The following is a 25,579-nucleotide window of genomic DNA, read 5'->3' on the forward strand; positions in this document are numbered from 1 at the left end:
ATCAGTTAGCACATCCAGTTGAAAGAGGCCGTTTATGAACAGACTGTTCGAGATGCTCGAGCGCCTGTCCTTGCGCAGTAAATTGATCATCGGCTTCGCTGCGCTGCTGATATTGATCCTGATATTGGGCGTGCAAAGCCTGCGCACCCAGTATTCGCTCAAAAATGAAATGCAGCAGTTGTACCAACAGGATCTGGTGGGTATCCAGCATGTGCAGGAAGTCCGGGTGCAGTTGCCGCATCTGTTGCTCGCCATGCAACGTGCAATCGCAACCAACAACGCGGACATCCGTATCAGCGCCAGAGCCCAGATGGATGTCGCCCAGGCGCGACTCCATGAAGCGCTGGAGCAGGTACGTCCAACACTGCGCCGACAGAGCAGCATCAGCAGCCTGCTGGAATTCGAGGTGTTATTACAGCGTCTGCAGAAAAATGGTGATGAGGCACTGGAACTGGCCGGCAAGGGTTCCCTGGGGCAGGCCTTGATGTTGCTCAACAGTAAGGATTTTCTTGCGCTGGAGCAGGGCGGCGACGGGCTGCTTACGCAGATCGAGAAAAACAAGGAAACCGACATCCACGATACAGCGAAGAACCTGGCTGAGTACGCAGAGCGTAGTACTACGATCACGTACATCTTGCTGCTGGGCGGTTCGACGCTGGCTTTGCTGTTGACCTGGCTGGTCAGTTATTCCATTCGCGTGCCGTTGAATCGCGTACGCGTGGCCGTGGATGAATTGGCGTCGGGCAAGCTGGACGGCCAGATCCCGCACACCGACCTGCGCAATGAAACCGGTGATCTGGCGCGCGCCATTGCCACGCTGCAGGTGGAGGCTTGTCAACTTGAACGCCAGCGTTGGGTGAAAGCTCACGCCTCGCTCCTGCAAGTCGATCTGCAACAGGCCGAGACGCCGCAACAATTGGCCCAGGCTTTTTTCAGCCGCATCGCGCCCCGTTTGGGCATGTGCCAGGGGGCGCTTTACGTGCTCTATGAAGGCGCATCACGCCTGAGACTGGTCGGCGGTTATGCGGTGGACAGTGAGCACCCGTTGCCCGCCGAGCTTGAACTCGGTGAGGGATTGCTTGGCCAGTGCGCACTGGATCGCCAGCCCCGTCAGCTTGAGGATCTGCCCGAATCGTTCTGGCATGTGCGCGCGCAGTTGGGCGCAGCTGCCGCCAGCCACCTGATGGTGCAGCCGGTGCTGCGTGGCGAGCGCCTGCTCGGGGTTGTGGAAATGGCAGGCTTTCGCTCGCTGGAGGAGAACGAGGTGTTGCTCTTGCAAGAAGTCCTGCCCAGGCTGGCCGGTGCGATGGCCATTATGGAACGCAGCGAGGCAGCCCAGGCGCTGCTGCAGGAAACTCGACGCCAGGCTGACGAAATGGGCGCGCAAACCTTGCAACTGGAACACCAGGCCAGAGAGCTTGAGGCCCAGCAGGCCGCACTGCGGGCCACCGAGGCCTGGTATCGCGGCATCATCGAGGCAGCACCGGACGGCATGCTGGTGCTGGGGGCCGACGGCCGCATCCTGATGACCAACCCGCAAATGGACACCTTGTTTGGCTACGCCCCCGGCGAGCTGATTGGCGCCAGCATCGAACGTCTGGTACCGCAGGCTGCCCGCGAGCGCCATGTCAGGTTACGCGACGGCTTCATTGCCAGCGGCGGGACCCGGCAGATGGGCGGCGATCTTGACGATCTGAGCGGGGTACGCAAAGACGGCAGTCTGTTCTCCGTGGAAATCGGCCTTTCTCATCTACCGCGTCTGGAGGGACGTGGTGTCTGCGTGTGTGCCTCGGTGCGCGACGTGAGTGAACGCCGCGCGATGGAAGCCCGGCTGCGAACCGCCAGCGATCGTCTGAACCTGGCACAGGAGGCCGGTGACATCGGGTTGTTCGACGTCGATCTGGTCAGCGGCACAAATTATTGGACGCCTCAGCTAGAAACCCTGTTCGGACTTGAGCCTGGCGGATTCGGTGGCACGTTGGCGCACTGGAAGGCGCTGATGCACCCCGAAGATGTGGCACGGGTCAGCAGCGCGTTCGAAAGCGCCATCCAGAGTGGCAATGACCGCGTCGAGTTCGACTTCCGGATCGTCCGCAAAAACGATGGAAGGGTGCGCACGCTGCGGTCGCTGAACCGCTTCTCGCGCACGCCTGACGGTAAGCCATTGCGCGCAACCGGCATCAACATCGACGTCACCGCTCTGGCAGAGGCAAGGGCTGCAGCCGAAGAGGCCACGCAGGCCAAGAGCGAGTTCCTCGCTAACATGAGCCATGAAATCCGTACGCCGATGAACGCCATCATCGGTATGAGCCACTTGGCACTGCGTACTGAACTGGACAAACGCCAGCGCAACTACATTGAAAAGGTCCACCGCTCGGCGGAGAACCTGCTGGGGATCATCAACGACATCCTCGACTTCTCCAAGATCGAGGCCGGCCGGATGAACCTCGAACAGGTGCCGTTCCGCCTCGAAGACGTACTCGACAGCTTCGCTGCCATGATTGGCCTGAAGACCGAGGACAAGGGCCTCGAGTTGTTGTTCCAGATCCCCCCCGACTTGCCCACGGCACTGCTGGGCGATCCCTTGCGGCTGGGGCAGGTGCTGATCAACCTCGGCAACAACGCGGCCAAGTTCACCGAGCACGGCGAGATCGTGGTCGGTCTGGAACAAGTGGAGGCGCACACGGACAGCGTGGAGCTGCATTTCTGGGTGCGCGACACGGGCATCGGCATGACCGTTGAGCAGTGTTCACGCCTGTTTCAGTCGTTCAGTCAGGCGGACACTTCGATCACCCGCAAATATGGCGGCACCGGTTTGGGATTATCTATTTCCAAGAAACTGGTGGAGCTGATGGCCGGCCGAATCTGGGTCGAGAGCGAGCCGGGAGTCGGCTCCACGTTCCACTTCCAGGTACAACTCGGCGTACAGCAAAATGTTCTGCCGCGTCGCATGTTCAAGGCTGGCGAGCTGTTGGGCATGCGCGTGCTTGTCGTGGATGACAACACCAGTGCCCGTGAAATTCTCTCGGGCATGGCTCGCAGCTTTGGCCTGGAAGTGGATGTCGCGCAGAGCGGTAGTCTGGCGCTGCGCATGTTGGCCGACGCCGAGCACAAGGTCTTGCCTTACGATCTGGTCTTGATGGACTGGCGGATGCCTGGCATGGATGGCATGGAAACCGTGAGCAGAATGCATTCCGCCAGTCTGCTGCGCACGCCATCGGTCATCATGGTGACGGCATTTGGCCGCGAAGAAGCCCGCGAAGAAGCCGAACGCCAGGGCATCCAGCTGCCGGTGGTACTGACCAAACCCGTCACGCCGTCCTCTTTGCTCGAAGCCATCGGTGTCGTGCTGGGCAGAGACACGCACAGCGATACTCGGGCTGGCGAACGCTCCCAACACAATGCCACTACCGTAGCCAGTCTCAATGGCGCGCGGCTGCTTCTGGTCGAAGATAACGAGCTGAATCAGGAGCTGGCCAGCGAACTGCTGGGGAGCGTCGGAATAGGCTTGCGACTCGCCACGAACGGTCAAGAGGCTTTGGATATCCTCGGCGAGGATGGCGACTTCGATGGCGTGCTGATGGATTGCCAGATGCCGGTGATGGATGGCTACACGGCCACCCGGCACATTCGCCAGCAACCGCGCTTCAGCACTCTTCCGGTGATCGCCATGACCGCCAACGCCATGGACGGTGACCGCGAACGTGCGCTCGAATGCGGCATGAACGACCATATTTCCAAGCCACTGAATGTCGAAACGATGTTCGCGACAATGGCAAAGTGGATCAAACCAAGAGCCGCTCAAACTCCGCTGAACACAGGTTTTGCCGATGCCTTGCCAGATCGTTTTGAGGGCATTGACTGCGCTGCGGGTCTGGCCACCTGCATGGGGCGACGGGATCTCTACTTACGTCTGCTCTGCAAGTTTCGCGATACTCAGGCAAACTTTGCCGAGCAATTCCAGGCCGCACGAATCGATCCGGATCCTGCTGCCGCCGGGCGGCTGGCGCACAGTTTGCGCGGTACCGCCGGCAACCTCGGCGCCAAGGCCGTGGCGCAGGCTTGCGCTTTGTTGGAACAGGCCTGCCAGAACGGCGAGCCGGCGACGGTAGTGCAGGCGCTAGCGACGCAGGTCGAGCAGTGCTTGCGCCCGACCCTGGCGTCTCTGGCCGACCTTAAGGCGGACACAACGGCCTCCACGGATGATGAGCTGCTGGACGAATCGGCAATCAGCGAGCAGATGAACAGGCTTATTGTTCTTTTGGACGAAGGTGATACGGCGGCTTTGGACGTGCTGGCGGCACTGCGCAACAGGCCACTCGATCGAGCGTTGGCAGACCGTCTGACACTCGTCGCGGCGCAGGTGGAACTGTTCGACTTTGACCGCGCCTTGCAGCTTGTGAAAGGCTGCGATGGGCAGTAGACCGCTATTCGCGAACGTCTAATGCCGGCCAGAAGCGGAAATAGCCCAAAGGAAGCCTTCGGACCGAAAAAAGACCTTGTCTTAAAAAACCGATAGGCTCATGTACTTCTTATCAGTAAAAATCCAGGCGAAAGGACATGGCACTTTCTAAAGGCGATCTCATAAAACTAATCAGCGCTGATCAAGCAAAAGTAGTTTTAACTGATTGGATTAGCTCTCGGGAGGCGGCACCGGGAGATATTGCTTTGGTGGAAGAAGTCTGTATCGCAGAGGATGGGCAGATCGTTCGCCTTCTGTGCGAGGACCGTCCTGGTTTTCTAGAGTGGCGAACGTGCTTTTATGAGGCCGGATTGGCCTATGAACTCATTCAGGGCCCCGCTGACGTCGCCAATTGAATCTTTGCGTCAGACAATTATAGCCCCCCCACCAAGAACTGCTTATGGTCGATGGACACTCGTCACGAACGACTGCTTTCGTCCAGAAGCAGGCCCTCACCTTGAAACGAGTAGAAGCAAGAAGATTCGGAGTAGGAAAATGCAATGTACCTGCAACGCTAAGGGCGAACTTGTAGAGATTGGTCAGAGGTACACGGCGTTTGTCGCAGGAATGCGCTGCCTTGCAACGGCGGACTGGGTCAAACTATTGCAATGCCCCGGGTGTGGGCAGCTTTGGCGAACCGATGAGTGGGATAAATATCAACCGCTGTACGCGCGCAAACTGGACTCGCCCGAGGGCTGGGAATCAGCTGAAATGGAATCCTTGATAAAGCTGCGCATGGTCGAGAATCATGGCGGCCTGGATACTTCTGCTTGTCTGGCGAAGGACTGCGAGCAACGTGTACTCAAGGGAAGAGCCTATTGCGTTGACCATTTCTATGAAACCGGAGCGAGAGGTTGAACCGTTGAAACTGGTCAGAAGAGCGGGATTAAAGGATAGATCACTTTTTTCTGAATGTGGTCTGTCCCTGAAATCTCCGCCAGCCACTCAACCCTTCAACGACATCGGTTTTTCCCCACCCGGAGGCAAGCCAAACAGCCTCCGCACCCCATTGAGAAACGCCCCATAAGGTCGTCCCAGCATCAGCATCATCACCGCTGCACCCAGCGTGCCGCGCACCAGACCTTCTCCCGATGCACCACTGAAGGCAATGATCGCCGCATAGATCGGCACCTGAAAGCTGACCAGGGCGATGCTGTCCCAGAGCAACCTTGATACCCGACCCTGACCGGCGCGCGTCATCAGCCAATCGCGCCAGAGACCGTAAGGTCGCGCGACTGGAATCATCAGCGCCGCGCCCAGCAGGCGCGCGTGCAGAACCTGGTCCCAGGTCATGCCGGCAATGAAGCGTTCATTGATGATGCCGGTGGTGGTGAAAAACAGGATCAGCGCCGTGGTGTCTGCGATAAATGCAGTCCGACGCGTTGGCTGTTGCAGGCGTTGCGGCACATTATTTCTCCTGACAGTTATAGGCCAGTGCTTCATCGTGCTGTGACAGCCACAGCACCGCGAGGTGCAGAGATTCGCCACAGTTTCGCCGCCTGAAAATAATCTGAACCGCTGTCGGACCTGCTCGCCTAATGATTAGCTTGTGGTCAATCGCACAGGCGCTGTGTCAATCACGGCACACTCCGAGAGGTGGTCAACGTGGCTAAAGACGAAAAGAAAAGCAAAGACAAAGGTGACGCTTCGAAAGCCAGCAAGGATCTGAAAGACAAAAAGTCATCACCTGAGAAGAAATCAGCGGCAGCTTCGGCGCTTTCAAAGTCCTCCGACAAGGACAAGAAAGACAAGAAGAAAGATGCCGAGCCCAAGAAGTCTGCCAAGAAAGCCGACAGCAAGCCTGAGAAGGCCAAGGATACGAAGAAGGCTGACAAGCCGGCTAAAAAGAAAAAGTGATCGTGAAGACAATAAAAAACCCGGCATTCAAACCGGGTTTTTTATTGCCTGCTATTTGGAGATCAGAGCGCCGCTTTGACCTGCAAACCAAACACCAGCGCATTGTCGATGTCCTGCCCGGAAAACGCCCCCGGCTCGATGATGTACTGCACATTCGGGCGCAACGTCAGCCACGGCGTGGCCTGATAACCGTAGCCGAGTTCGATCAATTGCTCGGCGCTGTCCAGGTTCGGGAACGCCGTGCCGTTGTTCAATGCGGCGTCCTGCAGCACGTCACGGCTGCGCGGGTTCGGCACGGCGCGGCCATAACCCAATGCAACTGTGTCACGCGGACGACCTTCGAACGGTTTGTACAAAACCACGCCGGTGCCGTACCACTTGCTGAACGGTGACGCCGCTTCGCTGGCCGCCGAGTACTGACCGAACGCGTGCAAGCTGCGGCCTTCGGACGTCGACGAGTTCCAGACGGCCTGATCGATCAGCAGGTAATGACCGCCGCGACCGGACACTTCTTTGTCGCTGCCGATGCGTTTTACATCAGAGCTGTCGTAGTAGTAGCCGAGCTTGTATTCGCCGGGCAGGGTGCCCGCGTGTTTGTACACCAACTCGATGGGTACCACGGTGCCGGTGGTGTGTTTAGGGTCAAGGTGCCAGGCACGGCTGGAGTTGCCGTTGCTTTCCGGGTCGATGTTGAACGCGGCCACGCGCAGTTGCCACGAGGACGACAGGTCGTATTTCACCCGCACGCCGAGGCGCGCATTAGGGTAGTTGGTCCAGCCGCTGCCGCCGGACATGTTCAGCGGATGGCCGCAGAAACCGGCGTTCATGAAGTTGCACAGAATGCCGCTGTCGAGGCCGCCGAGGTCATTACCCATGGCCATGTAACCGAGTTTCACATTGAGCGCCGGAGTAAACAGGCTGCGCTCGTAACTCAGTTCGGTCAGGCGCGTGTACAGGCCACCGTAGTTTTCCTGGATCGGCAGACGGTTGCCGACAAGGTCTTCCGAGGCGCTGTTGCCGCGGCGGTCGTTGATGGTCAACTGGACTTTGCCGGCATTGTCGACGCCGTACAGTTTGCTCAGGTCGAACTGCACGCCGAGCTTGATGTTCTGCGAGTAACGCGCCGAGCGATGCAGGCCACCGTCGGCGTTGTATGCCATTTCACCGCTGTAGTCGCCGGTGAATTTGATGCCTTGTTCATCCATTTGGTGACGCAAGCCACCCCAGTCACCGGTAAGGGTGCTGCGGGTCAACAGATCGGAATCGTTGTCGGCCAGCGCGGGGAGGGTGGTGGTGCATGCGATGCCCAGCAACAGGCCTTTGAACAGGTCGGAACGGGAAAAACCAACAGCCGATAGCATGTAAATCTTCCTGCAGAAAACTTGAGCAATAGGGGGAAAGCAGCGCGGCACCCGAAGGTGCCGCGCTCGAAGCAAGCGTCCGCGTTTAACGTGGACGCCGTGGTTTACGGCAGGGCGTAAGCCATCACGTAGTCGCCACGATCGGTCGACTGACGCGCGCCACCGGCGGTGATGACGATGTATTGCTTGCCGGTTTTCGGCGAAACATAGGTCATCGGGCCGCCCTGGCTGCCGACTGGCAGGCGTGCTTTCCAGACTTCTTCACCGTTGCCGCTGTTGAACGCGCGCAGGTAGAAGTCCTGAGTGCCGGCGATGAAGATCAAACCACCTTGGGTCGACAGGGTGCCGCCGAGGGTTGGCAGACCGATCTTGATCGGCAGGTGCATGCGGATGCCCAGCGGACCGGTGTCTTCAACGGTGCCGACCGGAACCTGCCAAGCGATTTTCTGGGTCTTCATGTCGATCGCGGTCAGCGTGCCGAACGGTGGTGCCTGGCAAGGAATGCCGGCTACCGACAGGAAGCGGTTTTTGTTCACCGCGTAAGGCGTGCCTTTCAGCGGTACGGCGCCCATACCCGTGTTCAGCGCTTCGCCACCGCCAGCGGCCTGGCCTTTGTTTTGCGACGGAATCATCTGAATCCACAGACCCAGACGCATGTCGTTGACGAAGATAAAGCCGTGCACCGGGTCAGTGGAAATGCTGCCCCAGTTCATGCCGCCCAGCGAACCCGGGAAGCTCAGCGATTTGTCCATGCCCGGCGCGGTGTACAGGCCGTCGTAGCGCATGCCTTTGAAGTCGATGCGGCAGAGCAACTGATCGTACGGAGTGGCGCCCCACATGTCCGATTCGGTCAGGTGCTGAGCACCGATTTCTGGCATGCCCACCGATTTCGGCTGGGTAGGGGAGTACGGTTCGTTCGGGATGTTCGCCGCTTTGACCGGGACCTCTTTAACGTCGGTCAGCGGTTTGCCGGTGGCGCGGTCGAGCACGTAGATCTGCCCGGCCTTGGTGCCGATGACCAGCGCCGGAATGCTTTTGCCGTCCTTGGTGAAGTCGATCAGGCTCGGCTGCATCGGCAGGTCGAAGTCCCAGAGATCGTTGTGCACGGTCTGGAATACCCAACGCTCGTCACCGCTGGTGGCATCCAGCGCGAGAATCGAAGCACCGTAGGTGTGATCGAGTTTGCTGCGCTCGACACCATAGATGTCGGTCGACGAACTGCCCATCGGCAGGAACACGGTGTTGGTCGCCGGGTCATAGGACATCGGCGCCCAACTGTTCGGCGTGCTGCGCACATAAGTGCTGCCGTCGGCCGGTGCGTTTTTATCCTGCGGGTTGCCCGGGTCGAAGGCCCAACGCATGGCGCCGGTGATCACGTCGAAACCACGGATTACGCCACCGGGCATATCGGTTTGCACGTTGTCAGCTACGCGACCGCCAACCACGACGGTGGTGCCGGCCATCAACGGAGCGGAGGACAGCTGATAGTAGCTGTCTGGGACATTACCCAAACCAGCCTTCAGATCAACCTGGCCGTTGTTGCCGAAACCCTGGCAGAACTCGCCGGTGTCCGCATCGACTGCGATCAGACGGGCATCAATGGTGTTGGTCAGCAGACGACGCTGGCAGTTGGCGGCCGGAGCAGGCTTGGCTTCGATGATTTTCGAATTGGCCGGCTGAGCGATAGCGGCGGTGGCGTCGAAATAAGCCATGCCACGGCAACGCTGCCAGACTTTCGACTGGGCGTTGATCGCGTTCTTCCACAGCTCTTTACCGGTGTCGGCATCGAGGGCGATCAGGTTGTTGTGCGGGGTGCAGATGAACACCTTGTTGCCAACCTGCAGCGGGGTCAGCTGGTCTTCAGCACCGTTGCCATCGCTCTCGGCGATGTCACCGGTGTGGTAGGTCCACGCCACTTTCAGCTTGTCGACGTTGTTGCGGTTGATCTGGTCCAGCGCAGCGAAACGGCTGCCACCTTCGGTATTACCGTAGTGGGCCCAGTCCTTTTGCGCTTTGTCCGGCTCGACCGGGGTCAGGCCCGGGCCGGTGCCGGTTGCGGCAACGGTCGGGTGAGCAACGAACATGTTGCCAGCCGCCACAACCACGCCGACCGCCAGCACCGCAGCCACGGCGTAAGCGCCGCGACCCGCAACACTGCCGTTGGCACGCTTGAGCAGCGGATAGACCAGCGCCACGACCAGACCGATCACGCTGAACATGAACAGACGCGAGAACACCGGCCAGAACACCAGCCCGGCATCGCTCACCGCCCAGATCGCGGTGCCCACCAGGAACGCGGCGAACAGCCACGCACCGGCCAGCTTGAAGCGCGCGATCAGCAGACCGGAAACGGCCATGACCAAGCCACCCACCAGGAAGTACCACGAGCCTCCCAGGCTGACCAACTTCACGCCGCCCGCAGCCAGCGCCAAGCCGAGAAGGGCGATGACGACGCCCAGCCCGACCAGAATGAATTTTGATATGCCCGAGAGGCGTTGACTCTGCTTCACGTTGAGTGTCCCGTTGAAATGAGGCGCGCATTATATAATTAGGTAACTATCTAGTTAAATCACTAATTCAGTAATAAAGCGTTGTTGGTTCTTTGATAACGCGCCTGAGCCGGAACTGGCGCGTTCAGCGGGTTTGGCAACGCTTTTGAGTGACTGCAAAAGACGCTGTTTTGCCAGGGATAATGGGGGTTATGACAGCTCCGCCATCATCTGCACTCCGCCAGCCATCAATGCTCAGTCGACCCACACAACCGCAAAACGCGCATCAGCTGCCGCCAAACCAGTTGTAACCCTGGTCTTCCCAGTAACCCCCAGGGTAGGTATTAGTGACGAAAATCGATTGAATGTGTTTGGGGTTCTTGTAGCCAAGCTTGGTCGGCATGCGCAGCTTCATTGGAAAGCCATATTCACGCGGCAGGACGGCCCCGTCGTAGGTCAGCGTCAGCAGGGTTTGCGCATGCAGGGCCGTGGGCATGTCGATACTGGTGTAGTAATCGTCCGCACATTTGAACCCGACGTACCTGGCATCAGTGTCGGCACCGATGCGCGAGAGGAATTCACTGAAGCGCACACCGCCCCAGCGCCCGATGGCGCTCCAGCCTTCGACGCAAATGTGTCGGGTGATCTGATCGGTCTGGGCCATGGCACGCAATTGCTCAAGCGTCCAGCTGTGCTTGTCGGCGACCAGGCCGGAAACCTCCAGGCGGTAGCTGCCTGCATCGACGACCGGTGCTTCGTCAATGCCGTAAAAGGCATTGAAGGGAAACGGTCGCGTAATCATCGACTCCGGGTAGGTAGGGGCCATGGCGTTGGGATTGAACAGCCAGCCCTGAACCCTGTCATTGAAGCGCGACATCGACGACAGGGCCGTTTCAACGTCGTCGTTATCGGAAATGTTGCACCCCGACAGCATGGCCACGCCGCCAAGGGTCAAACCGCGCAGCAGGAAGGCGCGTCGTGAGCGATCTTCGACCTTGAGCGAGATGATTGCTCGAGCCTCCTGCAAAATGGCCGCCTTATCCAGCTCCGGTCCTGGCTCGCGCTTGTTCATACGTGTTCCTTATGGCCGGCGATCATGGCCAATAACGTCTTGGGGACCAGGGCGACCATAACCAGATGCACGGCGATGAAAGCCACCAACAAGGACATCGCAATGAAGTGCACATGCCGCGCGCTGTCGTAACCGCCCATCAGCTCGCGTAGAAGCGGAAACTGCACTGACTTCCACAGGACCAACCCGGACATCACCAGAACGACAATGTCGAGCATCACGAACAGATACGCCACACGCTGCACGTGGTTGTAATGGCCGATATCGTCATGCCCCAGCCGCCCATGCAGTGCAGACCACAGATCGTGAAAAAAGCCTCGGGGGGATACAGGAAAGAATCGTCGTGATAACCGGCCGCCAAAAACATTGAACAGCAGGTAGAAAAGGCCGACGAAGACCAGCATCCACATTGCTGCGAAATGCCATTGCAATGCCCCTCCGAGCCAGCCTCCCAAAGTGATCGAGTTGGGGAATTCGAAACCATAGAGGGGAGAGGCGTTGTATATACGCCAACCGCTCGTGACCATGACCAGTACTGCCAGGGCGTTCAGCCAGTGGGCCAGTCTCAACCAGACAGGATGGCTGTTGCGTGGCTCCGGCTTGGCGGCACTGAGTGTTTCAGGTGCAGATTGCATTGGAGAAAGCTCCCCATCTGAATAACGTCATGACCTACTGTCGAGTGTAGACGCTAACCCAGGCTCGAATGTCTGCCATCAATAAGGGCAGAGGGTCATTAATCTCGTGGTAACGGTCACCCGCCAGCTAGGCTTGTTACCTTGAGAGGGCGATGAGGGCAGGGTGATGTCAGCTATGAAAACAGCGCTTGTTTTGGCCGGCGGTGGCAGCCTGGGGGCGGTTCAGGTCGGGATGTTACAGGCCCTGGTGGAGGCTGACGTTGTCTTTGACCTGGTGATTGGAGCCTCGGTCGGCGCCATCAACGGTGCCTACTTTGCAGCCAGGCCGAATGCCAAAGGCGTAAGCGAACTCGCGGACTTCTGGCGCAGCCTGCGCAAGTCGGACGTATTTCCGTTCTCGGCGCTCGACACCTTCAGGGGCATTCTGAATCGTCGCGGTCACCTGCTGAGTGCGTCAGCACTGCATCGTTTGGTGAGTCGCTCACTGCCGGTCAAATTGATCGAAGACACCGAGTTACCCCTTTATATTGTCACCACCAATTTGCTCAGCGGTGCTGAAGAGCTTTTGTCCCGTGGCAACGCTGAACAAGCCTTGCTCGCCAGCGCGGCAATTCCTCTCGTGTTTCCCTGTGTGCGAGTGGGCGAAAAGTTTCTGGTCGACGGCGGGGTAGCCAGCAACACACCGATTGCCAGTGCCGTGACATTGGGAGCAACGCGGGTCGTGGTTTTGCCCACCGGGTTCGGTTGCGCCTGCCCGTGCCCGCCCAGTGGCCTGGTTGCGTTAGCCTTGCATACGCTTAACCTGATGAGCATGCGTCAACTGGTGCGTGACATCGAGTTGTACCGTGCGCGTTCAGCCATCCATGTCGTACCGCCGTTGTGCCCGCTGGACGCTTCAGTCTTCGATTTCAACCAGACAGATCAACTGCTGCAACGTGCTTATCGATCAACCCGTACCTGGATCGAAGAGGGTGGCTTGATCCGCGACGGGATACCCGACGCATTGCTGGCGCATACCCATCAGTTGGCTGACGAGTGATTTCAACAGGTAGTCTGACAGCCGCGAAGCCTCACGACTCATACGGGCGTGAGTGAGCGAAAAACCAGCGCGCGATACCCGTCGCCGCGCGAGGCCAGCGTCAATTCGGGGTTCATTCGCTGGTTCCAGCAGCCTGGCGACGGAAGAACAACGTCACCTGGCCAACCTCTACGCCGAACTTGGACATGCTGGTGCGGTTGATCAACGTGTCCTCATCCATCAGGTACATCCAGTCGTCCATGCTCATTTCGTAGGTCGAGTCATCGACCGGCAGGTTCAGGCGATAACGCCAGTGCAACGTGTTGCCCGCGACCTGGCCTTCGGCGACACCCACTACGTCGGCCGCGCGACCGCTCCAGCGCCCCTGGCCTTCGGGCGTGAGCGTCCAGACGCGACGTTGGCGCGTGCCGTCGCTGTACAGGAAGCGCTCGTCGAGAATCAGGTTGTTGCCCTCACGCCGGCTGACGATGTTGACCTCGAAACGTTTGGCCACTTCACCGCTGCGCTTCTGAAACATCCCCCAGGCTTTGACGGGCTGGCTGAAAAAGCGCTGCAGGTCTAAAGCCGGTTGTTGATCGGCATAACGGGCGACATCCACGCTGCCGCAGCTTGCGACGCTGAGTACCAGTGCCAGTGACAGCAGAAATCGGATCATTGCCTTGCTCCCTGGTTGCAGGTTTTATTGAAGATAGGCTGAAAAAAAATCACCTGACAATGAATCGGCAATCTTTCTGACGGTTCACGACTCCTGCACCTCAAGCGTTCTGTTCAAGCCTGCGCACATCACCCAACGAATCACGCTGCATCGATTGCAGGTTTTTCTCGATGGTTTCGCACAGCGCTTCCATCTGGATCTGATGTTCGCTGTGGCGAAACGGGCTTTGCAAATCAGTGCCGATGCGCTCGATGGCCAGCAACATGAAGCCGACCACGGTCGACGCCAGCGGCGTAAACCAGCCCAAGGACTCGACCAGTCCGACCGGCACGATCAGGCAGAACAGCGAAATAAACAGCCGCGGAAAGTACACATAAGGGTAGGGCAACGGTGTATTGGCGATCCGCTCCATGCCGCCCTGGCTGTTGGACAAATCCACCAGGGTTGATTCCAGCCGCGCCAGGCGAATGCTGTCGAGACGTCCGGCCTTGTATTCCCTTGCGAGCAAGGTCGCGGAACCGGTGAGAATATCGTTGGCAAAGTTATTGGTGGTGCCACTGCGCGCGAACTCATCAGCTGGAATAAATGCCCGGACTTCCTCAGGACAAGGCTGGCCTTGCAGATGCGCCGCGAGGCAGTTCACATAGGCCACATGCCGGCGCAACAAGGTCGACTTGACCGGATTCACCTCGCTGCCGGGATCATCCAGCAGCGTCAGCACCTGCCGGGCGAAGCTGCGCGAGTTGTTGATCATCGAACCCCACAACGTCCGTGCTTCCCACCAGCGGTTGTAAGCACTGCTGTTGCGGAAACTGATCAGCACGATCAATGCCGAACCTAATAACGTCAGAGGCATCAATGGCAGATTCAGCTTGGCGTTGAGGAACAGCATGAAGTCCACCGTGACAGCTATGTCCCAGAGCAGCAGCCAGAACAACGCCCAGCCAACATAGCCCAGGGTCTTGATGATCAGGCGGTATTTTTTGACGATGGCAGCTTTCAAACGGAAACCTCGTGGCGAGCGGGAAGCATTGATGCCTTAGCTCGGACGCTGTTTTCGGGGTAAAGGTTCGGTGCTTGATCTCAGGTGATCAGCAGTGTCGTCATTTGATCGTAACAACGACCTTGCCCTTGGCGCGTCCCTGCTCGACATAATTCAGCGCCTCTGCCGTTGATTCAAAAGGGAACGTTCGATCAATCACCGGTTTGATGATGCCGACCTCAACCAGTGCGCTGATCTGTTGCAGTTGGGCGCCGTTGGCGCGCATGAACACGAACGTGTACCTGACGTCTTGCTTGCGTGCCTTACGCCGAATGCCGAGGCTCAATAGGCGCATGACCTGCTGCAATGGCCAGGACAACCCTTGCTCCTGCGCAAACTGCACAGTGGGCGGCCCAGAGATGGAAATCAGCTGGCCACCGGGCTTGAGCACCTTGAGTGAATTCCTCAGGACATCGGCGCCGAGGCTGTTCAACACCACGTCGTAGCCGTGCAAGACATTCTCAAAGTGCTGCTTTTTATAATCGATGACCACGTCAGCCCCCAGCGTCTTGACCCATGCGACATTCGCGGTGCTGGTGGTTGTGGCGACAAAGGCACCGAGGTGCTTGGCAAGTTGAATGGCAACGGTACCGACGCCGCCGGAGCCAGCGTGAATCAGCACCTTCTGCCCCTTTTGCAGGCAGGCGGTGTCGACCAGCACTTGCCAGGCAGTCAGTGCCACCAAGGGCAGGGACGCGGCTTGCGCCATGCTGGTATTGGCCGGTTTCAGGGCGATCGCGTTCTCGTTCACGGCAATCCTTTCGGCGAACGTGCCGATCCGTGCTTCCGGCGCGCGAGCGTACACCTCGTCACCCGCTTTGAAGCGTGTCACTTGCGCGCCAACCGTCACCACGACACCCGCCAGGTCGTTGCCCAGAATCAGCGGCAACGCGTAGGGCAGGATCAGCTTGAATTCGCCTGTGCTGATCTTCGAGTCCAGCACGTTGACGCTGCTGGCATGGACCTCGATCAGGACGTCGTGGTCCCCCACTTCAGGCGCTGGCGCTTCGCCGAGGCGTCCGGGGTGCTCGCCGTAGCGATCAATCAGAAAGGCTTTCATCGAGGTGCGGCTCTTGTCGGTTGTAGGGAGGGTAGCCGGTGCGTGGTCAGGCATCGAGGAACGCCTGCGCCTTGGCCACAAAATCATCGTGGTGCTGGAAAATCCCGCCGTGACCGGCATCTTGATAAATCACCAGCTCTGCGTTGGGGATACGCTTGGCCAGTTCAAACGAATTGACGCTCGGCACCATGATGTCGGTGTCGCCGTTGACGACCAGCGTCGGTGCCCGCAAGCGCCCGATGTCTTGCGGCGGCTGTTTGCCCCACGCGGTGATCGCTTTCAACTGGCGCAGGAAAGCACGGGGCGTCGGGCCTTGGTCGCGATTGTTCTTGCGGGTTTGCAGACGCTGCAAATACTGCGAGGCAGATCGACGGCCATTGGCTGTCGAGGTGAAGAACAGGTAGAACTTCGGATCGCGCAGGGTCAGCAGGCCTTTGAGGATCAATGGCCACGACACCGGGCCCACCTTGTCGATACCGCTGCCGCCGGCCGGCCCGGTGCCGGTCAGAATCAACCGCCGCACCCGTTCAGGCGCCTTCAGAGCGATGTCCTGAGCGACGAAACCGCCGAGGGAGAAGCCGAGCACATCAACGGTTTCCAGCCCCAGCGCGCGGATCAACCGGATGGCATCGTCAGCCATCTCGCCGACGGTCAGTGGCGCGGTTCCACCCGAACCGCCGATGCCGCGATAGTCGGTGGTGATGACGCGTCGGGTTTGCGCCAGGCCATCGATGATCGCCGGATCGAAGTTGTCGAGCACCGCGCCCCAGTGGTTGAACAGTACGAGGGGCACGCCGGTAGTGGGGCCGATATCGCGGTAGGCGAATCGAATACCGTTGGCCGTGATCGATTGGTTCGCCGCGTTGATGAATGACGTTGGCGAACCCGAAGGGGAATTTGTCTGCGTTGGATTCATTGTTACTCCGGACAGCGGGCCGGATTCGGTGCAGTGACTTGCGCCCGCATCGAATCCGCCGCAAATGTTCACTACCTGAAGATCATTCTGGAGTCTGGTAACGCTGAGCAACCGCGGATTGACGGATTTGCCCGATCAGGCCCAGACGTGCGCCCTGCAGGACATCCCAGCGCTCTGCTTCGTGCAGCGGCGGAATGGTCACAGGTTCGCGACGATCGAAGCCGACGAGAGCGGCATCCACCAGATCGCCCACTTCCATGATTTCGCTCAGGGTGTTGATGTCGACGCCGGAGCGATCCCAGATTTCCGTGCGCGTGGCGGCCGGCAGCACGGCCTGCACGTAGACGCCCTGAGGCGACAGTTCCAGGCTCAAACCTTGGGACAGGAACAGCACAAAGGCCTTGGTCGCACCGTAGACCGTCATGCCGAATTCCGGCGCGAGACCCACCACCGAACCGATGTTGATGATCGCACCGTCACCGGCCTTGGCCAGGCGTGGAGCAATGGCGCTGGCGAGCCGCACCAGCGCCGTGGTGTTGAGGGCGACCAGTTGCGCCACTTTGTCGGTGCTTTGCTCGACGAAATGGCCGGACAGTGCGGCGCCGGCGTTATTGACGAGGATGCCGATGCGGGCGTCGTCGCGCAGGCGGCTTTCGACGGTGGTCAGATCGCTGGATTGAGTCAGGTCCGCCGGGATCACATCGACGGCGACGTCATGTTCGCTGCGCAAGCGCGCGGCCAGTGCGTCCAGGCGCGCCTGATCGCGGGCGACCAATACCAGATCGTGGCCGCGTTGCGCAAAGCGTTCGGCGTAGACGGCGCCAATGCCGGTGGAGGCGCCAGTGATCAGAACAGTAGGGCGAGTGCTCATGGGGTATCTCTCTTTGAGGATGTGAGAAACAGAACGCGCTCAGCTTGCGCTGACGCTCGATTCAGCCAATGTCGGGTAATCGATGTAGCCTGCCGCGCCGCCGCCATAGAGGGTGGCGGTATTGAACGCCGACAGCGACGCGCCACGTTTCAGGCGCTCCACCAGATCCGGGTTGCCAATGAACGGGCGACCGAAGGCGATCAGGTCGGCCTGGTCTTCAGCGAGCTTCGAAGTCGCCAGATCGAGGTCATAGCCGTTGTTGGCGATGTAAGTGTTTTTGAAGCGTTGGCGCAGCGCGGCGAAATCGAAGGGCGCCACGTCACGCGGGCCGCCGGTCGCGCCTTCGACCACGTGCAGGTAAACCACGCCGAGGGCGTCGAGTTGTTCGACGAGGTAATCGAATTGCGCCTGCGGATCGCTGCTGGATACGCCATTGGCCGGCGACACGGGTGACAGGCGCACGCCGGTGCGCTCTGCACCAATTTTATTGATCACAGCCACCGCCACTTCGAGCAACAGACGCGCACGATTTTCAATCGAGCCGCCGTAAGCATCGGTGCGCAGATTGGCGTTGTCCTTGAGGAATTGATCGAGCAGGTAGCCGTTGGCACCGTGAATTTCCACGCCATCGAAGCCAGCGGCGATCGCGTTGGCCGCCGCCTGACGGAAATCGTTGACGATGCCTGGCAGTTCGCTGATGTCCAGTGCGCGCGGCTCGGAGACATCTTCGAAGCGGTTGTTGACGAACACTTTGGTGGCGGCGCGCAGCGCAGAAGGGGCGACAGGGGCGGCGCCGTGTTCTTGCAGGTCGACGTGCGAGACGCGGCCGACATGCCAGAGTTGCAGGAAGATTTTTCCGCCTTGGCATGCACCGCGTCGGTCACGGCGCGCCAGCCGTCGATTTGTGCCGGCGTGTAGATCCCCGGGGTGTCCTGATAACCCTGGCCCTGTCGGGAGATCTGCGTGGCTTCGCTGATCAGCAAACCGGCGCTGGCACGTTGGCTGTAATAGGTTGCGGCGAATTCGCCGGGAACGAAACCTTGGCCGGCGCGATTGCGTGTCAGCGGCGCGAGAACGACGCGGTTCGACAGCGTGAGATTGCCCAGTGTGTAAGGGGAGAACAGGGTTTGCTCGGTCATCTGATGTTTCTTCCGTGCCCGTTGATGAAGATCGATGGTGCGAGCAATTAGGATGATGATCGAAATCTAAACTGTCAATGGTTTTGATTATGGCCAACATCTATGTATCATCGGACGCAGGATTTTCGCGGAAACACGAGGTATTGCACGTGAGAGTGACCAAGGCCCAGGCGCAGGCCAATCGAGAACACATCGTTGAAACTGCCTCAGAACTGTTTCGTGAGCGCGGCTTTGACGGCGTCGGCGTGGCGGACCTCATGGCGGCCGCCGGTTTTACCCATGGCGGTTTCTACAAACACTTCGGGTCGAAAGCCGACCTGATGGCCGAAGCCTCGGCGTGCAGTCTGGCCAAATCGCTGACAGCCGCCCAAGCGCTGGATGTTCCGGGCTTCATCAACGTCTATGTGAACAGAGAACATCGCGACGGACGTGGCGACGGTTGCACCATGGCCGCGTTGGGCGGCGACGCGGCGCGCCAGTCAGATGAGGTGAAAGCAACGTTTGCCGAGGGCATTGAGCAGACCCTGCAAACCCTGGGCGAGAAGTACCCGACAGGGCCGGAGGCCGAGGCGGGTGAGGGGCGCAAGAAGATGATTGATCTGCTGTCGCGGGCCGTCGGCGCGATTATCCTGTCGCGTGCCTGCCCGGATGATTCCGCGCTGGCAGACGAAATCCTTGAAGTGTGCCGCGCGGAAATGCTCGCTTCGTTGCCGTCCGATAACGACGACGCAGAGTAAAGCGCGGCTCATTCCGCGAGCGCTTTGGCCCTGGCAATGGAAAACGCTTGCGGCAGGCGGGCGCCATTCTTCGCCGCAAGAATCTCGGCCATCACGCTAACGGCGATTTCCGCAGGCGTCTTGCTGCCGATGTACAGGCCGATCGGTCCGTGCAGGCGCGCAAGCGACGCCTCGGTTTCACCAAAATGCTCGATCAGGCGTTCGCGGCGCAGTTGGCTGTTGCGCCGCGAGCCGATGGCGCCGATATAGAACGCCGGGCCGTGGAGCGCTTCGAGCAAGGCCAGATCGTCGAGTTTGGGGTCATGACTCAAGGCGACGATGCAGGTGCGCAGATCGACCGCGAAGTCGCGCACCACGTCATCCGGCATGCCGACGATGCGCTCCACGCCATCGACCGCCCAGGTTTCGATGTACTCGGGACGCGGATCGCACACCGCCACCTTGAAACCGTTGAACAACGCCATGGTCGCCAGATACTCGGCCAGCGCGCCGGCACCGATCATCAGCATCCGATAGCCCGGTCCCAAGGTGTTGAGCATCTGCGCGCCATCGAAGCTGAATTGTTCCGGCGTTGCGGTAGATTCAAATGTGACCTGACCGGACTCCAGCGTCAGGCGACGGCGAACCAGTTGCCCGGCGTCCAGTTGCGTCAGCAGCTCATCAAGTGACTGCCACGCCGGGTTGAACTCAAGGATCAGTTCCAGCGTGCCACCGCACGGCAAGCCGAAGCGATGCGCTTCATCGGCACTGACGCCATAGCGCATCACTTGCGGTGCGCTGTCGCTAAAAACACTGCCGCCATGGGCCGTGGTGTAGCGATGGATCAGATCGTCCTCGATGCAGCCGCCGGACACGCTGCCCACCACGCGACCGTCGTCACGCAAAGCCATCATAGAACCGGTCGGCCGCGGTGAAGAACCCCAAGTGCGCGCCACCGTGGCGAGCAATACACGCTCGCCAGCGGCAAGCCAGTCCCGCGCCGTGCGCAGGACCAGCAAGTCGATGCTTTCCATCAGTGTCTCCTCTTAGCGCATCTGCAGAATGATCGGGCTGCTGCTGGCCGGATCGGTGTGTTCACGCAGTTTGCCTACCGTCTGCGCATCAACCGCTGTGCTCTGATTGCCCCAGGTGCTGCGCATGAACGTCAGCACTTCGGCTATCTGCTGATCCGACAGCTGTTCACGGAAGGCCGGCATGCGATAGGCATCCGGCACGCCAGCCGCGACGACACGCTGCGAGCCATTGAGGGTGATGTTGATCGCCGAGGCGCTTTCCTTGGCCAGTGCCGAGGTGGCGCCGGCCAGCGGCGGCATCCATTCAGGTTGCCCCTTGCCGTCGAGGCCGTGGCACGAAGCACAGCGCGTCACGTAGGTATGCGCACCGGGCGAGTCCAGTCGTTGTGCTGCCGAAACCGCTTGATACTGCCACGGCGCGCCGTCCCGTTCGCGATCCCCGGGAAGCGATTTCAGGTAGTGGGCAATCGCGGTCAGATCGTCATCGCTCATGAACTGCGTGGAGTTGTTGAACGCTTCGGTCATCGAGCCGTAGACCACCGCGTGTTGGTTGCGCCCGGTCTTGAGGAACTGCACGATCTCTTGCTCGCTCCAGCGGCCCAGTCCGGTGTTGTGATCATCGCGCAGGCTCGGTGCATACCAGCCATCGAGCAACGCACCAGCGAGGTACGGTTTACCGGTCTCATCCAGTGCCTTCTCGTTGAACGCCAGGCCGCGCGGCGTGTGGCAACTGCCGCAATGCCCGGCGCCCTGGACGAGGTAAGCGCCACGGTTCCACTGTTGATCCTGCGACGGTTTGGCCGCATACGGTTCGGCATCGACAAATACACCGTTCCACAGCGCAATCGGCCAGCGCAGGTTCAGCGGAAACGGAATCGAACCGGGTATGTTCGCCTGTTTCACCGGCGCCACGCCTTTCATGAAGAACGCATACAGCGCTCGTACATCATCGTCACTCAGCTTGGCGTAGGACGGGTAGGGCATCGCCGGGTACAAACGGCGACTGTCGGGGGCCACGCCGTGCCGCACCGCCCGGTCGAAATCCGCCAGGCTGTAGTGGCCGATGCCGGTGTCCGTGTCCGGAGTGATATTGGTCGCGTGGATCGCGCCCAGTGGCGTGGCCATTTCCAGGCCGCCGGCGAATGGCGCGCCACCCGGCACGCTGTGACAGGCTACGCAATCGCTGAGCCGGGCGACGTACTCGCCACGTGCGACCAGTGCCGGGTCGATGTCGGCCACGGCGATCTGATGGGTTTCAAGGCGCGAGACAGGCTCACGGGTGACATACCAGGCCAGCAGGCCTGCCGCGACCAGGCACGGCACTGCCAGCCAGCCAGCGGTTCTTGCGAATCGGCTGTTATTCATGGACGCTCCGGCGCTGATCAAGTGAAGGTGTGTCGGCTCATGGGCAGGCTGCGCACCCGCTGACCGGTTAGCCTTGCCACCGCGTTAGCGACGGCGGGCGCGACCGCTGGCAACGGCGGTTCACCGATGCCGCCCATTTTTTCTCCGCTCTCGACCACCCGCACATGGACCCGGGCCATCCGCGCAGGCGGCAGGATCGGATACAAGTCGTAATTGCGCGCCCGAGGCTTGCCATCCACCCACACGGCTTCTTCCACCAGGGTTTGCGACAGCCCCAACGCCACGGCGCCATTGACCTGCGCCTCGACAATTGCCGGGTTGACGATGCTGCCCGGATCAATCGCCTGCCAGATGTCGTGCACCTTGACCTGGCCGTTCTCGATGGACACCTCGGCGATCACCGCTGTCTCCGTACCGAACGGCGAAGCCATGGCCACGCCGCGCGCACGTTTGCTGCCATCCTCGGCGGTAAACGGCCCGCGCTTCCAGCCGCCCGACAGTTCACCCACCGCTTGCAGCAGGGTGGTCAGGCGTTTGTTGTCACGCAGCAAATGCAGACGCAGGTCGAACGGGTCCTTACCGCCCTTGTCGGCGAGTTCATCAAGGAACGATTCATAGAAGAAGTCGTTGAGCGAATTGCCCACCGAACGCCAGTAACCGAGCATCGCCGGGCCTTTGACGTAGATCTGCGCGATGCGTTTGTTGGGGATTGCGTAGGACTTGCCCGACAAGCCTTCAAGCGCCGTCGGGTCGAGTTTTTCTCCTTGTTTGCCGGCGAGGGCTTCGGTCGGGCCCTCGGTGGCACTGATCGCTTCGATTGCCAGTGGCCAGCCGTCGCTGTCCAGCGCGGCACGGAAGTTCACCGCAGCAACGGGACGGAGGACGTCACGCAGAAACTCTTCCTCGCGACTCCAGATCAGTTTGACCGGTCGGCCAACTGCCTTGGACAGCGCAATCGCCTGAGGGTAGGGACTGGCCGAATCGTAGAGGAAATGCCGGCCAAAGAACCCGCCCAGCAGCGGCGAATGCAAGGTGATGCGCGAAATATCGAGGCCCGTGCGTTTGGCGATGTCGGCGCGGAACATGTCCGGTGCCTGATTCGGCAACCAGACTTCCAGCGAACCGTCCGGGTTGAATCGGGCCAGAGCTGACGGCGGCTCCAACTGTCCGTGGTTCAGGTATTGGTTGTGGTAGGTGGCGTCGATCCGGGTCTTGGTTTCCTTGAGAATCGCCGCCACGTCGCCTTCGTTTTCATCATCTTTGGCCGGGCCTTTATCTTCAGCGAGGCGCTTGAACCAGGCATCGCTGGAAAAGTCAGCGGGCATCGGCCGCACTTTGCTCTCGGCTGTTGGCTCTTGCCAGTCGACCTGGATCGCCTCGACGGCACGTTTGGCGTGCCACCAGCGCTCGGCAACCACCGCCACGGCACCCGGCAGACGGTGCACGGAATGCACGCCTTTCATCGCTTTGACTTGCTCTTCGTTGCGCAGGTTGCCCACGGTCATGCCCAGGCGCGGGGCATGTTGCACGGCAGCATGGAGCATGTTGTCGACCTTGAGATCGATGCTGTACAGCGCCTTGCCCGTGGATTTGTCGTAGGCATCGAGGCGCTTCACCGGTTTGCCGATCCAGCGGAACTGGCTCGGATCACGCAGCTTCACAGAGGCCGGATCAGGAACCGGCAGATCCATCGCGCGTTCGGCCAGTTCACCGTAGGCCAACGAGCGGCCCGACTTGGCATGCACGACTTTGCCCGGCTCGGTCGTCAATTCACTCACCGGCACGCCAAGTTGCTGCGCACCCGCCTGCAACAACATGGCGCGGGCGAGGGCGCCGAGGCGGCGCATCACCGGGTAGCTCATGCGCACCGACATACTGCCGCCGGTGATGCGCATGCCGTTTTCCAACACCACATAGGCCTCGCCGGGCGGTGCGGCTTCGACCAGAAAGGTCGACGGGTCGGCATCCAGCTCTTCACCGACGATTTGCGCCATCGCGGTGAACGTGCCTTGCCCGCCTTCCATGAACGGGCAGAGCAGACGCACGCGGTTGTCCGGACGGATCTCGAGAAACGCCGGCACCTGCGTGCCGCGCTCGGCCGTCGCTGCCGCAACGGCAGCTTGCACGCGTGTCGCACCGAGCGGCAGGCCGAAGCCGAGGACCAGTGCGCCGACGGCGGTGCCGGTGAGAAAACGTCGGCGCGATACATTGATCGGCTCGTGCAGATCCAGCACCGAGGCTTGCTGTGAAGGGTCGATTCGAACGTTCATCACGCGTCTCCCTTGCCGGCCAGCTCATGCACGGCGGCATGAATGGCGTTGTAGGTCCCGCAGCGGCAAAGATTGACCATCGCCGCCTCGATCTGCGCATCACTTGGCTTGGGGTTCTGCTTGAGCAACGCGGTGGCGGCCATCACCTGCCCGGACTGGCAATAGCCGCACTGGGCGACCTGCAGATCGACCCAGGTCGCGACCACCCGTTTGCCCACGTCATCGCTTTCGATGGCTTCAATCGTGGTGACCTCGCGGCCGACCACACCGGCCACCGGCGTGACGCACGAACGCACGACGTTTCCATCCACCAGCACCGAGCAGGCGCCGCATTGCGCCAGTCCGCAGCCGTACTTGGTCCCGGTCATGCCCAGATCATCGCGGATCACCCACAGCAAGGGCGTATCGGCGTCGGCATCGACCTGATAGGTCTTCTGGTTGATTCGTAGTTCCATGATTCACCCGCTGATCATCGGTTGACGTGCATTGTTATGAGCGGTGACACGCGGCGAGGCGCAGCACCGTTTTTCGTTCAATTCGCGACTGTGCCCAGCGCTTCTGCCTCGAATGGCTGTCCGCGCAGGAGGGCGATGTCTCGACTCGGCGCTGTGCCGAACAGCCGGCCATATTCGCGGCTGAACTGCGAAGGGCTTTCATAGCCGACCGCAAACGCCGCCCGCGATACGTCGAGGCGTTCTACCAACATCAACCGCCGCGCTTCGTTGAGCCGCAGCCATTTCTGGTACTGCAGCGGACTCATGCCGGTGAGCTGACGGAAATGATGGTGAAAGGTCGGCGCACTCATCTGCACCCGCGCGGCCAGGTCGTCGATGCGCAGGGCATCGGTGTAGTTGACCTTGAGCCAGTCAATTGCCTTGGCAATGCGATAACCCTGACCATCGACGGCCGTGATCTGCCGCAGCCGTGCGCCTTGGTCGGTGTGCAGCAGCCGATAGTGGATTTCGCGCAGAATCAGCGGCGCCAGCACCGGAATCGCCTCGGGCTCATCGAGCAACGCCAGCAGGCGATCAAGTGCGCCCTCCAGCGCGGACGACAGGCTGCCAATCGCGGCGCCCGTGCCCGTTGATGGCTGGCGCTTGGCCGGCAAGCCGCTCTTGGTGATGACCTCGGCGAGCATGCTGACATCCAGCTTCAGCACGAGGCCGATACAGGGCTGCTCTGGACTGGCAAGCATCACTTCGGAGTTGGCGGGCAGATCCAGCGACGTGACCAGAAACCGTGAAGGGTCATAGCTGTAGCCTTCACCACCGACCCACAGACGTTTTTCACCGCGACCGACGAGAATCAGGCTGGGTTCGATCATGCACACGGCGGGGGGCGCCGGTTGGTCGCGACGAAACAGCGACAGTCCGGGTATGGCCGTGGCGAAGTCACCCGGCGCGCTCACGCGCGGGTCAATGTTCAACGCCAACGGTGACTCAAGGCGAAGGGGGGTATCGATCATGTCGGGTCACTCCTGTTGACTGAACTCTAATGCGCGCGCGAGACGTTTCCTATCCATCACCCTGCATCGCCAGAGGATCAGGCAAGCATTCAAGAGGAATGCACTAGGGAAGGGCCGGATTGACCGGGAGA

General features: G+C 60.3%; 21 protein-coding genes and 1 pseudogene. 6 read left to right on the top strand and 16 right to left on the bottom strand.

Translation table 11 applies throughout. The features are described from left to right. Positions 1-34 precede the first annotated feature (34 nt). The 3 genes from RMV17_RS13715 (at position 35) to RMV17_RS13725 (ending at position 5,320) form a co-directional block, all read left to right on the top strand. Entirely contained in the window at positions 35-4,423 is a 4,389-nt protein-coding gene (locus RMV17_RS13715) for a response regulator (protein WP_311886857.1), read from the top strand. 137 nt (positions 4,424-4,560) lie between these two features. After that, positions 4,561-4,818: a hypothetical protein gene (locus RMV17_RS13720; protein ID WP_311886858.1), complete on the top strand. Its 258-nt coding sequence runs from the start codon at positions 4,561-4,563 to the stop codon at positions 4,816-4,818. Positions 4,819-4,957: 139 nt separating this feature from the next. After that, the gene (locus RMV17_RS13725; protein ID WP_311886859.1) at positions 4,958-5,320 is read left to right on the top strand and encodes a hypothetical protein; all 363 of its coding nucleotides are present in this window, start codon (positions 4,958-4,960) and stop codon (positions 5,318-5,320) included. A gap of 87 nt (positions 5,321-5,407) precedes the next feature. Here the strand turns inward: RMV17_RS13725 and alaE are convergent, their stop codons facing one another. After that, positions 5,408-5,869: an L-alanine exporter AlaE gene (alaE, locus tag RMV17_RS13730; RefSeq protein ID WP_311886860.1), complete on the bottom strand. Its 462-nt coding sequence runs from the start codon at positions 5,867-5,869 to the stop codon at positions 5,408-5,410. A 189-nt stretch (positions 5,870-6,058) separates the two neighbouring features. On the opposite strand from alaE, the gene RMV17_RS13735 reads away from it, so the two are divergent. After that, positions 6,059-6,319, top strand: coding sequence for a hypothetical protein (locus RMV17_RS13735; RefSeq protein WP_196251143.1), 261 nt, complete (start codon positions 6,059-6,061; stop codon positions 6,317-6,319). A gap of 62 nt (positions 6,320-6,381) precedes the next feature. On the opposite strand, the gene RMV17_RS13740 is transcribed toward RMV17_RS13735, so the two are convergent. The 4 genes from RMV17_RS13740 to RMV17_RS13755 form a co-directional block, all read right to left on the bottom strand. Continuing rightward, positions 6,382-7,680, bottom strand: a complete 1,299-nt coding sequence (locus RMV17_RS13740; RefSeq protein ID WP_311886861.1) for a carbohydrate porin — start codon at positions 7,678-7,680, stop codon at positions 6,382-6,384. Positions 7,681-7,784: 104 nt separating this feature from the next. Then, positions 7,785-10,190, bottom strand: a complete 2,406-nt coding sequence (locus tag RMV17_RS13745; protein ID WP_311886862.1) for a glucose/quinate/shikimate family membrane-bound PQQ-dependent dehydrogenase — start codon at positions 10,188-10,190, stop codon at positions 7,785-7,787. Positions 10,191-10,455: 265 nt separating this feature from the next. Then, positions 10,456-11,241 (bottom strand): molybdopterin-dependent oxidoreductase, encoded by a 786-nt coding sequence (locus RMV17_RS13750; RefSeq protein WP_311886863.1) that lies wholly within the window; start codon positions 11,239-11,241, stop codon positions 10,456-10,458. Then, positions 11,238-11,876, bottom strand: coding sequence for a cytochrome b/b6 domain-containing protein (locus RMV17_RS13755; RefSeq protein ID WP_311886864.1), 639 nt, complete (start codon positions 11,874-11,876; stop codon positions 11,238-11,240). The genes RMV17_RS13750 and RMV17_RS13755 overlap by 4 nt, the downstream gene beginning before the upstream one ends. Before the next feature lie 166 nt (positions 11,877-12,042). Between RMV17_RS13755 and RMV17_RS13760 the strand changes: the two genes are divergently transcribed. Further along, on the top strand, positions 12,043-12,915 hold the full coding sequence (locus RMV17_RS13760; RefSeq protein WP_311886865.1) for a patatin-like phospholipase family protein: 873 nt from the start codon (positions 12,043-12,045) through the stop codon (positions 12,913-12,915). Positions 12,916-13,027: 112 nt separating this feature from the next. Here RMV17_RS13760 and RMV17_RS13765 read toward each other — a convergent pair whose 3' ends face one another. From RMV17_RS13765 to RMV17_RS13790, 6 genes and pseudogenes are all read right to left on the bottom strand, one after another. After that, the gene (locus RMV17_RS13765; RefSeq protein WP_311886866.1) at positions 13,028-13,570 is read right to left on the bottom strand and encodes a DUF3833 domain-containing protein; all 543 of its coding nucleotides are present in this window, start codon (positions 13,568-13,570) and stop codon (positions 13,028-13,030) included. A 100-nt stretch (positions 13,571-13,670) separates the two neighbouring features. Next, a complete protein-coding gene (locus RMV17_RS13770) occupies positions 13,671-14,573 on the bottom strand; it encodes a bestrophin family ion channel (RefSeq protein ID WP_311886867.1) in 903 nt (300 codons plus the stop codon). Positions 14,574-14,673: 100 nt separating this feature from the next. After that, positions 14,674-15,672 carry an NADP-dependent oxidoreductase gene (locus RMV17_RS13775; protein WP_311887044.1) on the bottom strand — a complete coding sequence of 333 codons (999 nt, stop codon included), beginning with the start codon at positions 15,670-15,672 and terminating at the stop codon, positions 14,674-14,676. A 46-nt stretch (positions 15,673-15,718) separates the two neighbouring features. Beyond that, positions 15,719-16,588: an alpha/beta hydrolase gene (locus tag RMV17_RS13780; protein WP_311886868.1), complete on the bottom strand. Its 870-nt coding sequence runs from the start codon at positions 16,586-16,588 to the stop codon at positions 15,719-15,721. Between the two features lie 82 nt (positions 16,589-16,670). After that, a complete protein-coding gene (locus RMV17_RS13785; RefSeq protein ID WP_311886869.1) occupies positions 16,671-17,459 on the bottom strand; it encodes an SDR family oxidoreductase in 789 nt (262 codons plus the stop codon). Between the two features lie 39 nt (positions 17,460-17,498). After that, positions 17,499-18,598 (bottom strand): annotated as a pseudogene (locus RMV17_RS13790) (alkene reductase). Positions 18,599-18,747: 149 nt separating this feature from the next. Between RMV17_RS13790 and RMV17_RS13795 the strand changes: the two are divergent. Further along, positions 18,748-19,335: a TetR family transcriptional regulator gene (locus tag RMV17_RS13795; RefSeq protein ID WP_311886870.1), complete on the top strand. Its 588-nt coding sequence runs from the start codon at positions 18,748-18,750 to the stop codon at positions 19,333-19,335. Positions 19,336-19,343: 8 nt separating this feature from the next. Here RMV17_RS13795 and RMV17_RS13800 read toward each other — a convergent pair whose 3' ends face one another. From RMV17_RS13800 to RMV17_RS13820, 5 genes are all read right to left on the bottom strand, one after another. Beyond that, entirely contained in the window at positions 19,344-20,348 is a 1,005-nt protein-coding gene (locus tag RMV17_RS13800) for an XdhC family protein (protein ID WP_311886871.1), read from the bottom strand. Positions 20,349-20,360: 12 nt separating this feature from the next. Next, positions 20,361-21,713 carry a cytochrome c gene (locus tag RMV17_RS13805; protein WP_311886872.1) on the bottom strand — a complete coding sequence of 451 codons (1,353 nt, stop codon included), beginning with the start codon at positions 21,711-21,713 and terminating at the stop codon, positions 20,361-20,363. A gap of 17 nt (positions 21,714-21,730) precedes the next feature. Further along, on the bottom strand, positions 21,731-23,983 hold the full coding sequence (locus RMV17_RS13810; protein WP_311886873.1) for a molybdopterin cofactor-binding domain-containing protein: 2,253 nt from the start codon (positions 23,981-23,983) through the stop codon (positions 21,731-21,733). Further along, positions 23,983-24,438 (bottom strand): (2Fe-2S)-binding protein, encoded by a 456-nt coding sequence (locus tag RMV17_RS13815; protein ID WP_007915396.1) that lies wholly within the window; start codon positions 24,436-24,438, stop codon positions 23,983-23,985. Before RMV17_RS13815 ends, RMV17_RS13810 begins: the two co-directional genes overlap by 1 nt. A gap of 77 nt (positions 24,439-24,515) precedes the next feature. After that, the gene (locus RMV17_RS13820; RefSeq protein WP_311886874.1) at positions 24,516-25,448 is read right to left on the bottom strand and encodes an AraC family transcriptional regulator; all 933 of its coding nucleotides are present in this window, start codon (positions 25,446-25,448) and stop codon (positions 24,516-24,518) included. Positions 25,449-25,579 lie beyond the last annotated feature (131 nt).

The organism is Pseudomonas sp. VD-NE ins (assembly GCF_031882575.1).
In the GTDB taxonomy this organism is placed as follows: Bacteria; Pseudomonadota; Gammaproteobacteria; order Pseudomonadales; family Pseudomonadaceae; genus Aquipseudomonas; species Aquipseudomonas fluorescens_BZ.

Bases quoted from the DNA above. Each gene is read 5' to 3' on its own strand.
- RMV17_RS13715 (WP_311886857.1), top strand. From the start codon at position 35: ATGAACAGACTGTTCGAGATGCTCGAGCGCCTGTCCTTGCGCAGTAAA.
- RMV17_RS13720 (WP_311886858.1), top strand. From the start codon at position 4,561: ATGGCACTTTCTAAAGGCGATCTCATAAAACTAATCAGCGCTGATCAA.
- RMV17_RS13725 (WP_311886859.1), top strand. From the start codon at position 4,958: ATGCAATGTACCTGCAACGCTAAGGGCGAACTTGTAGAGATTGGTCAG.
- RMV17_RS13740 (WP_311886861.1), bottom strand. From the start codon at position 7,680: ATGCTATCGGCTGTTGGTTTTTCCCGTTCCGACCTGTTCAAAGGCCTG.
- RMV17_RS13750 (WP_311886863.1), bottom strand. From the start codon at position 11,241: ATGAACAAGCGCGAGCCAGGACCGGAGCTGGATAAGGCGGCCATTTTG.
- RMV17_RS13755 (WP_311886864.1), bottom strand. From the start codon at position 11,876: ATGCAATCTGCACCTGAAACACTCAGTGCCGCCAAGCCGGAGCCACGC.
- RMV17_RS13760 (WP_311886865.1), top strand. From the start codon at position 12,043: ATGTCAGCTATGAAAACAGCGCTTGTTTTGGCCGGCGGTGGCAGCCTG.
- RMV17_RS13765 (WP_311886866.1), bottom strand. From the start codon at position 13,570: ATGATCCGATTTCTGCTGTCACTGGCACTGGTACTCAGCGTCGCAAGC.
- RMV17_RS13775 (WP_311887044.1), bottom strand. From the start codon at position 15,672: ATGAAAGCCTTTCTGATTGATCGCTACGGCGAGCACCCCGGACGCCTC.
- RMV17_RS13780 (WP_311886868.1), bottom strand. From the start codon at position 16,588: ATGAATCCAACGCAGACAAATTCCCCTTCGGGTTCGCCAACGTCATTC.
- RMV17_RS13785 (WP_311886869.1), bottom strand. From the start codon at position 17,459: ATGAGCACTCGCCCTACTGTTCTGATCACTGGCGCCTCCACCGGCATT.
- RMV17_RS13800 (WP_311886871.1), bottom strand. From the start codon at position 20,348: ATGGAAAGCATCGACTTGCTGGTCCTGCGCACGGCGCGGGACTGGCTT.
- RMV17_RS13805 (WP_311886872.1), bottom strand. From the start codon at position 21,713: ATGAATAACAGCCGATTCGCAAGAACCGCTGGCTGGCTGGCAGTGCCG.
- RMV17_RS13810 (WP_311886873.1), bottom strand. From the start codon at position 23,983: ATGAACGTTCGAATCGACCCTTCACAGCAAGCCTCGGTGCTGGATCTG.
- RMV17_RS13815 (WP_007915396.1), bottom strand. From the start codon at position 24,438: ATGGAACTACGAATCAACCAGAAGACCTATCAGGTCGATGCCGACGCC.
- RMV17_RS13820 (WP_311886874.1), bottom strand. From the start codon at position 25,448: ATGATCGATACCCCCCTTCGCCTTGAGTCACCGTTGGCGTTGAACATT.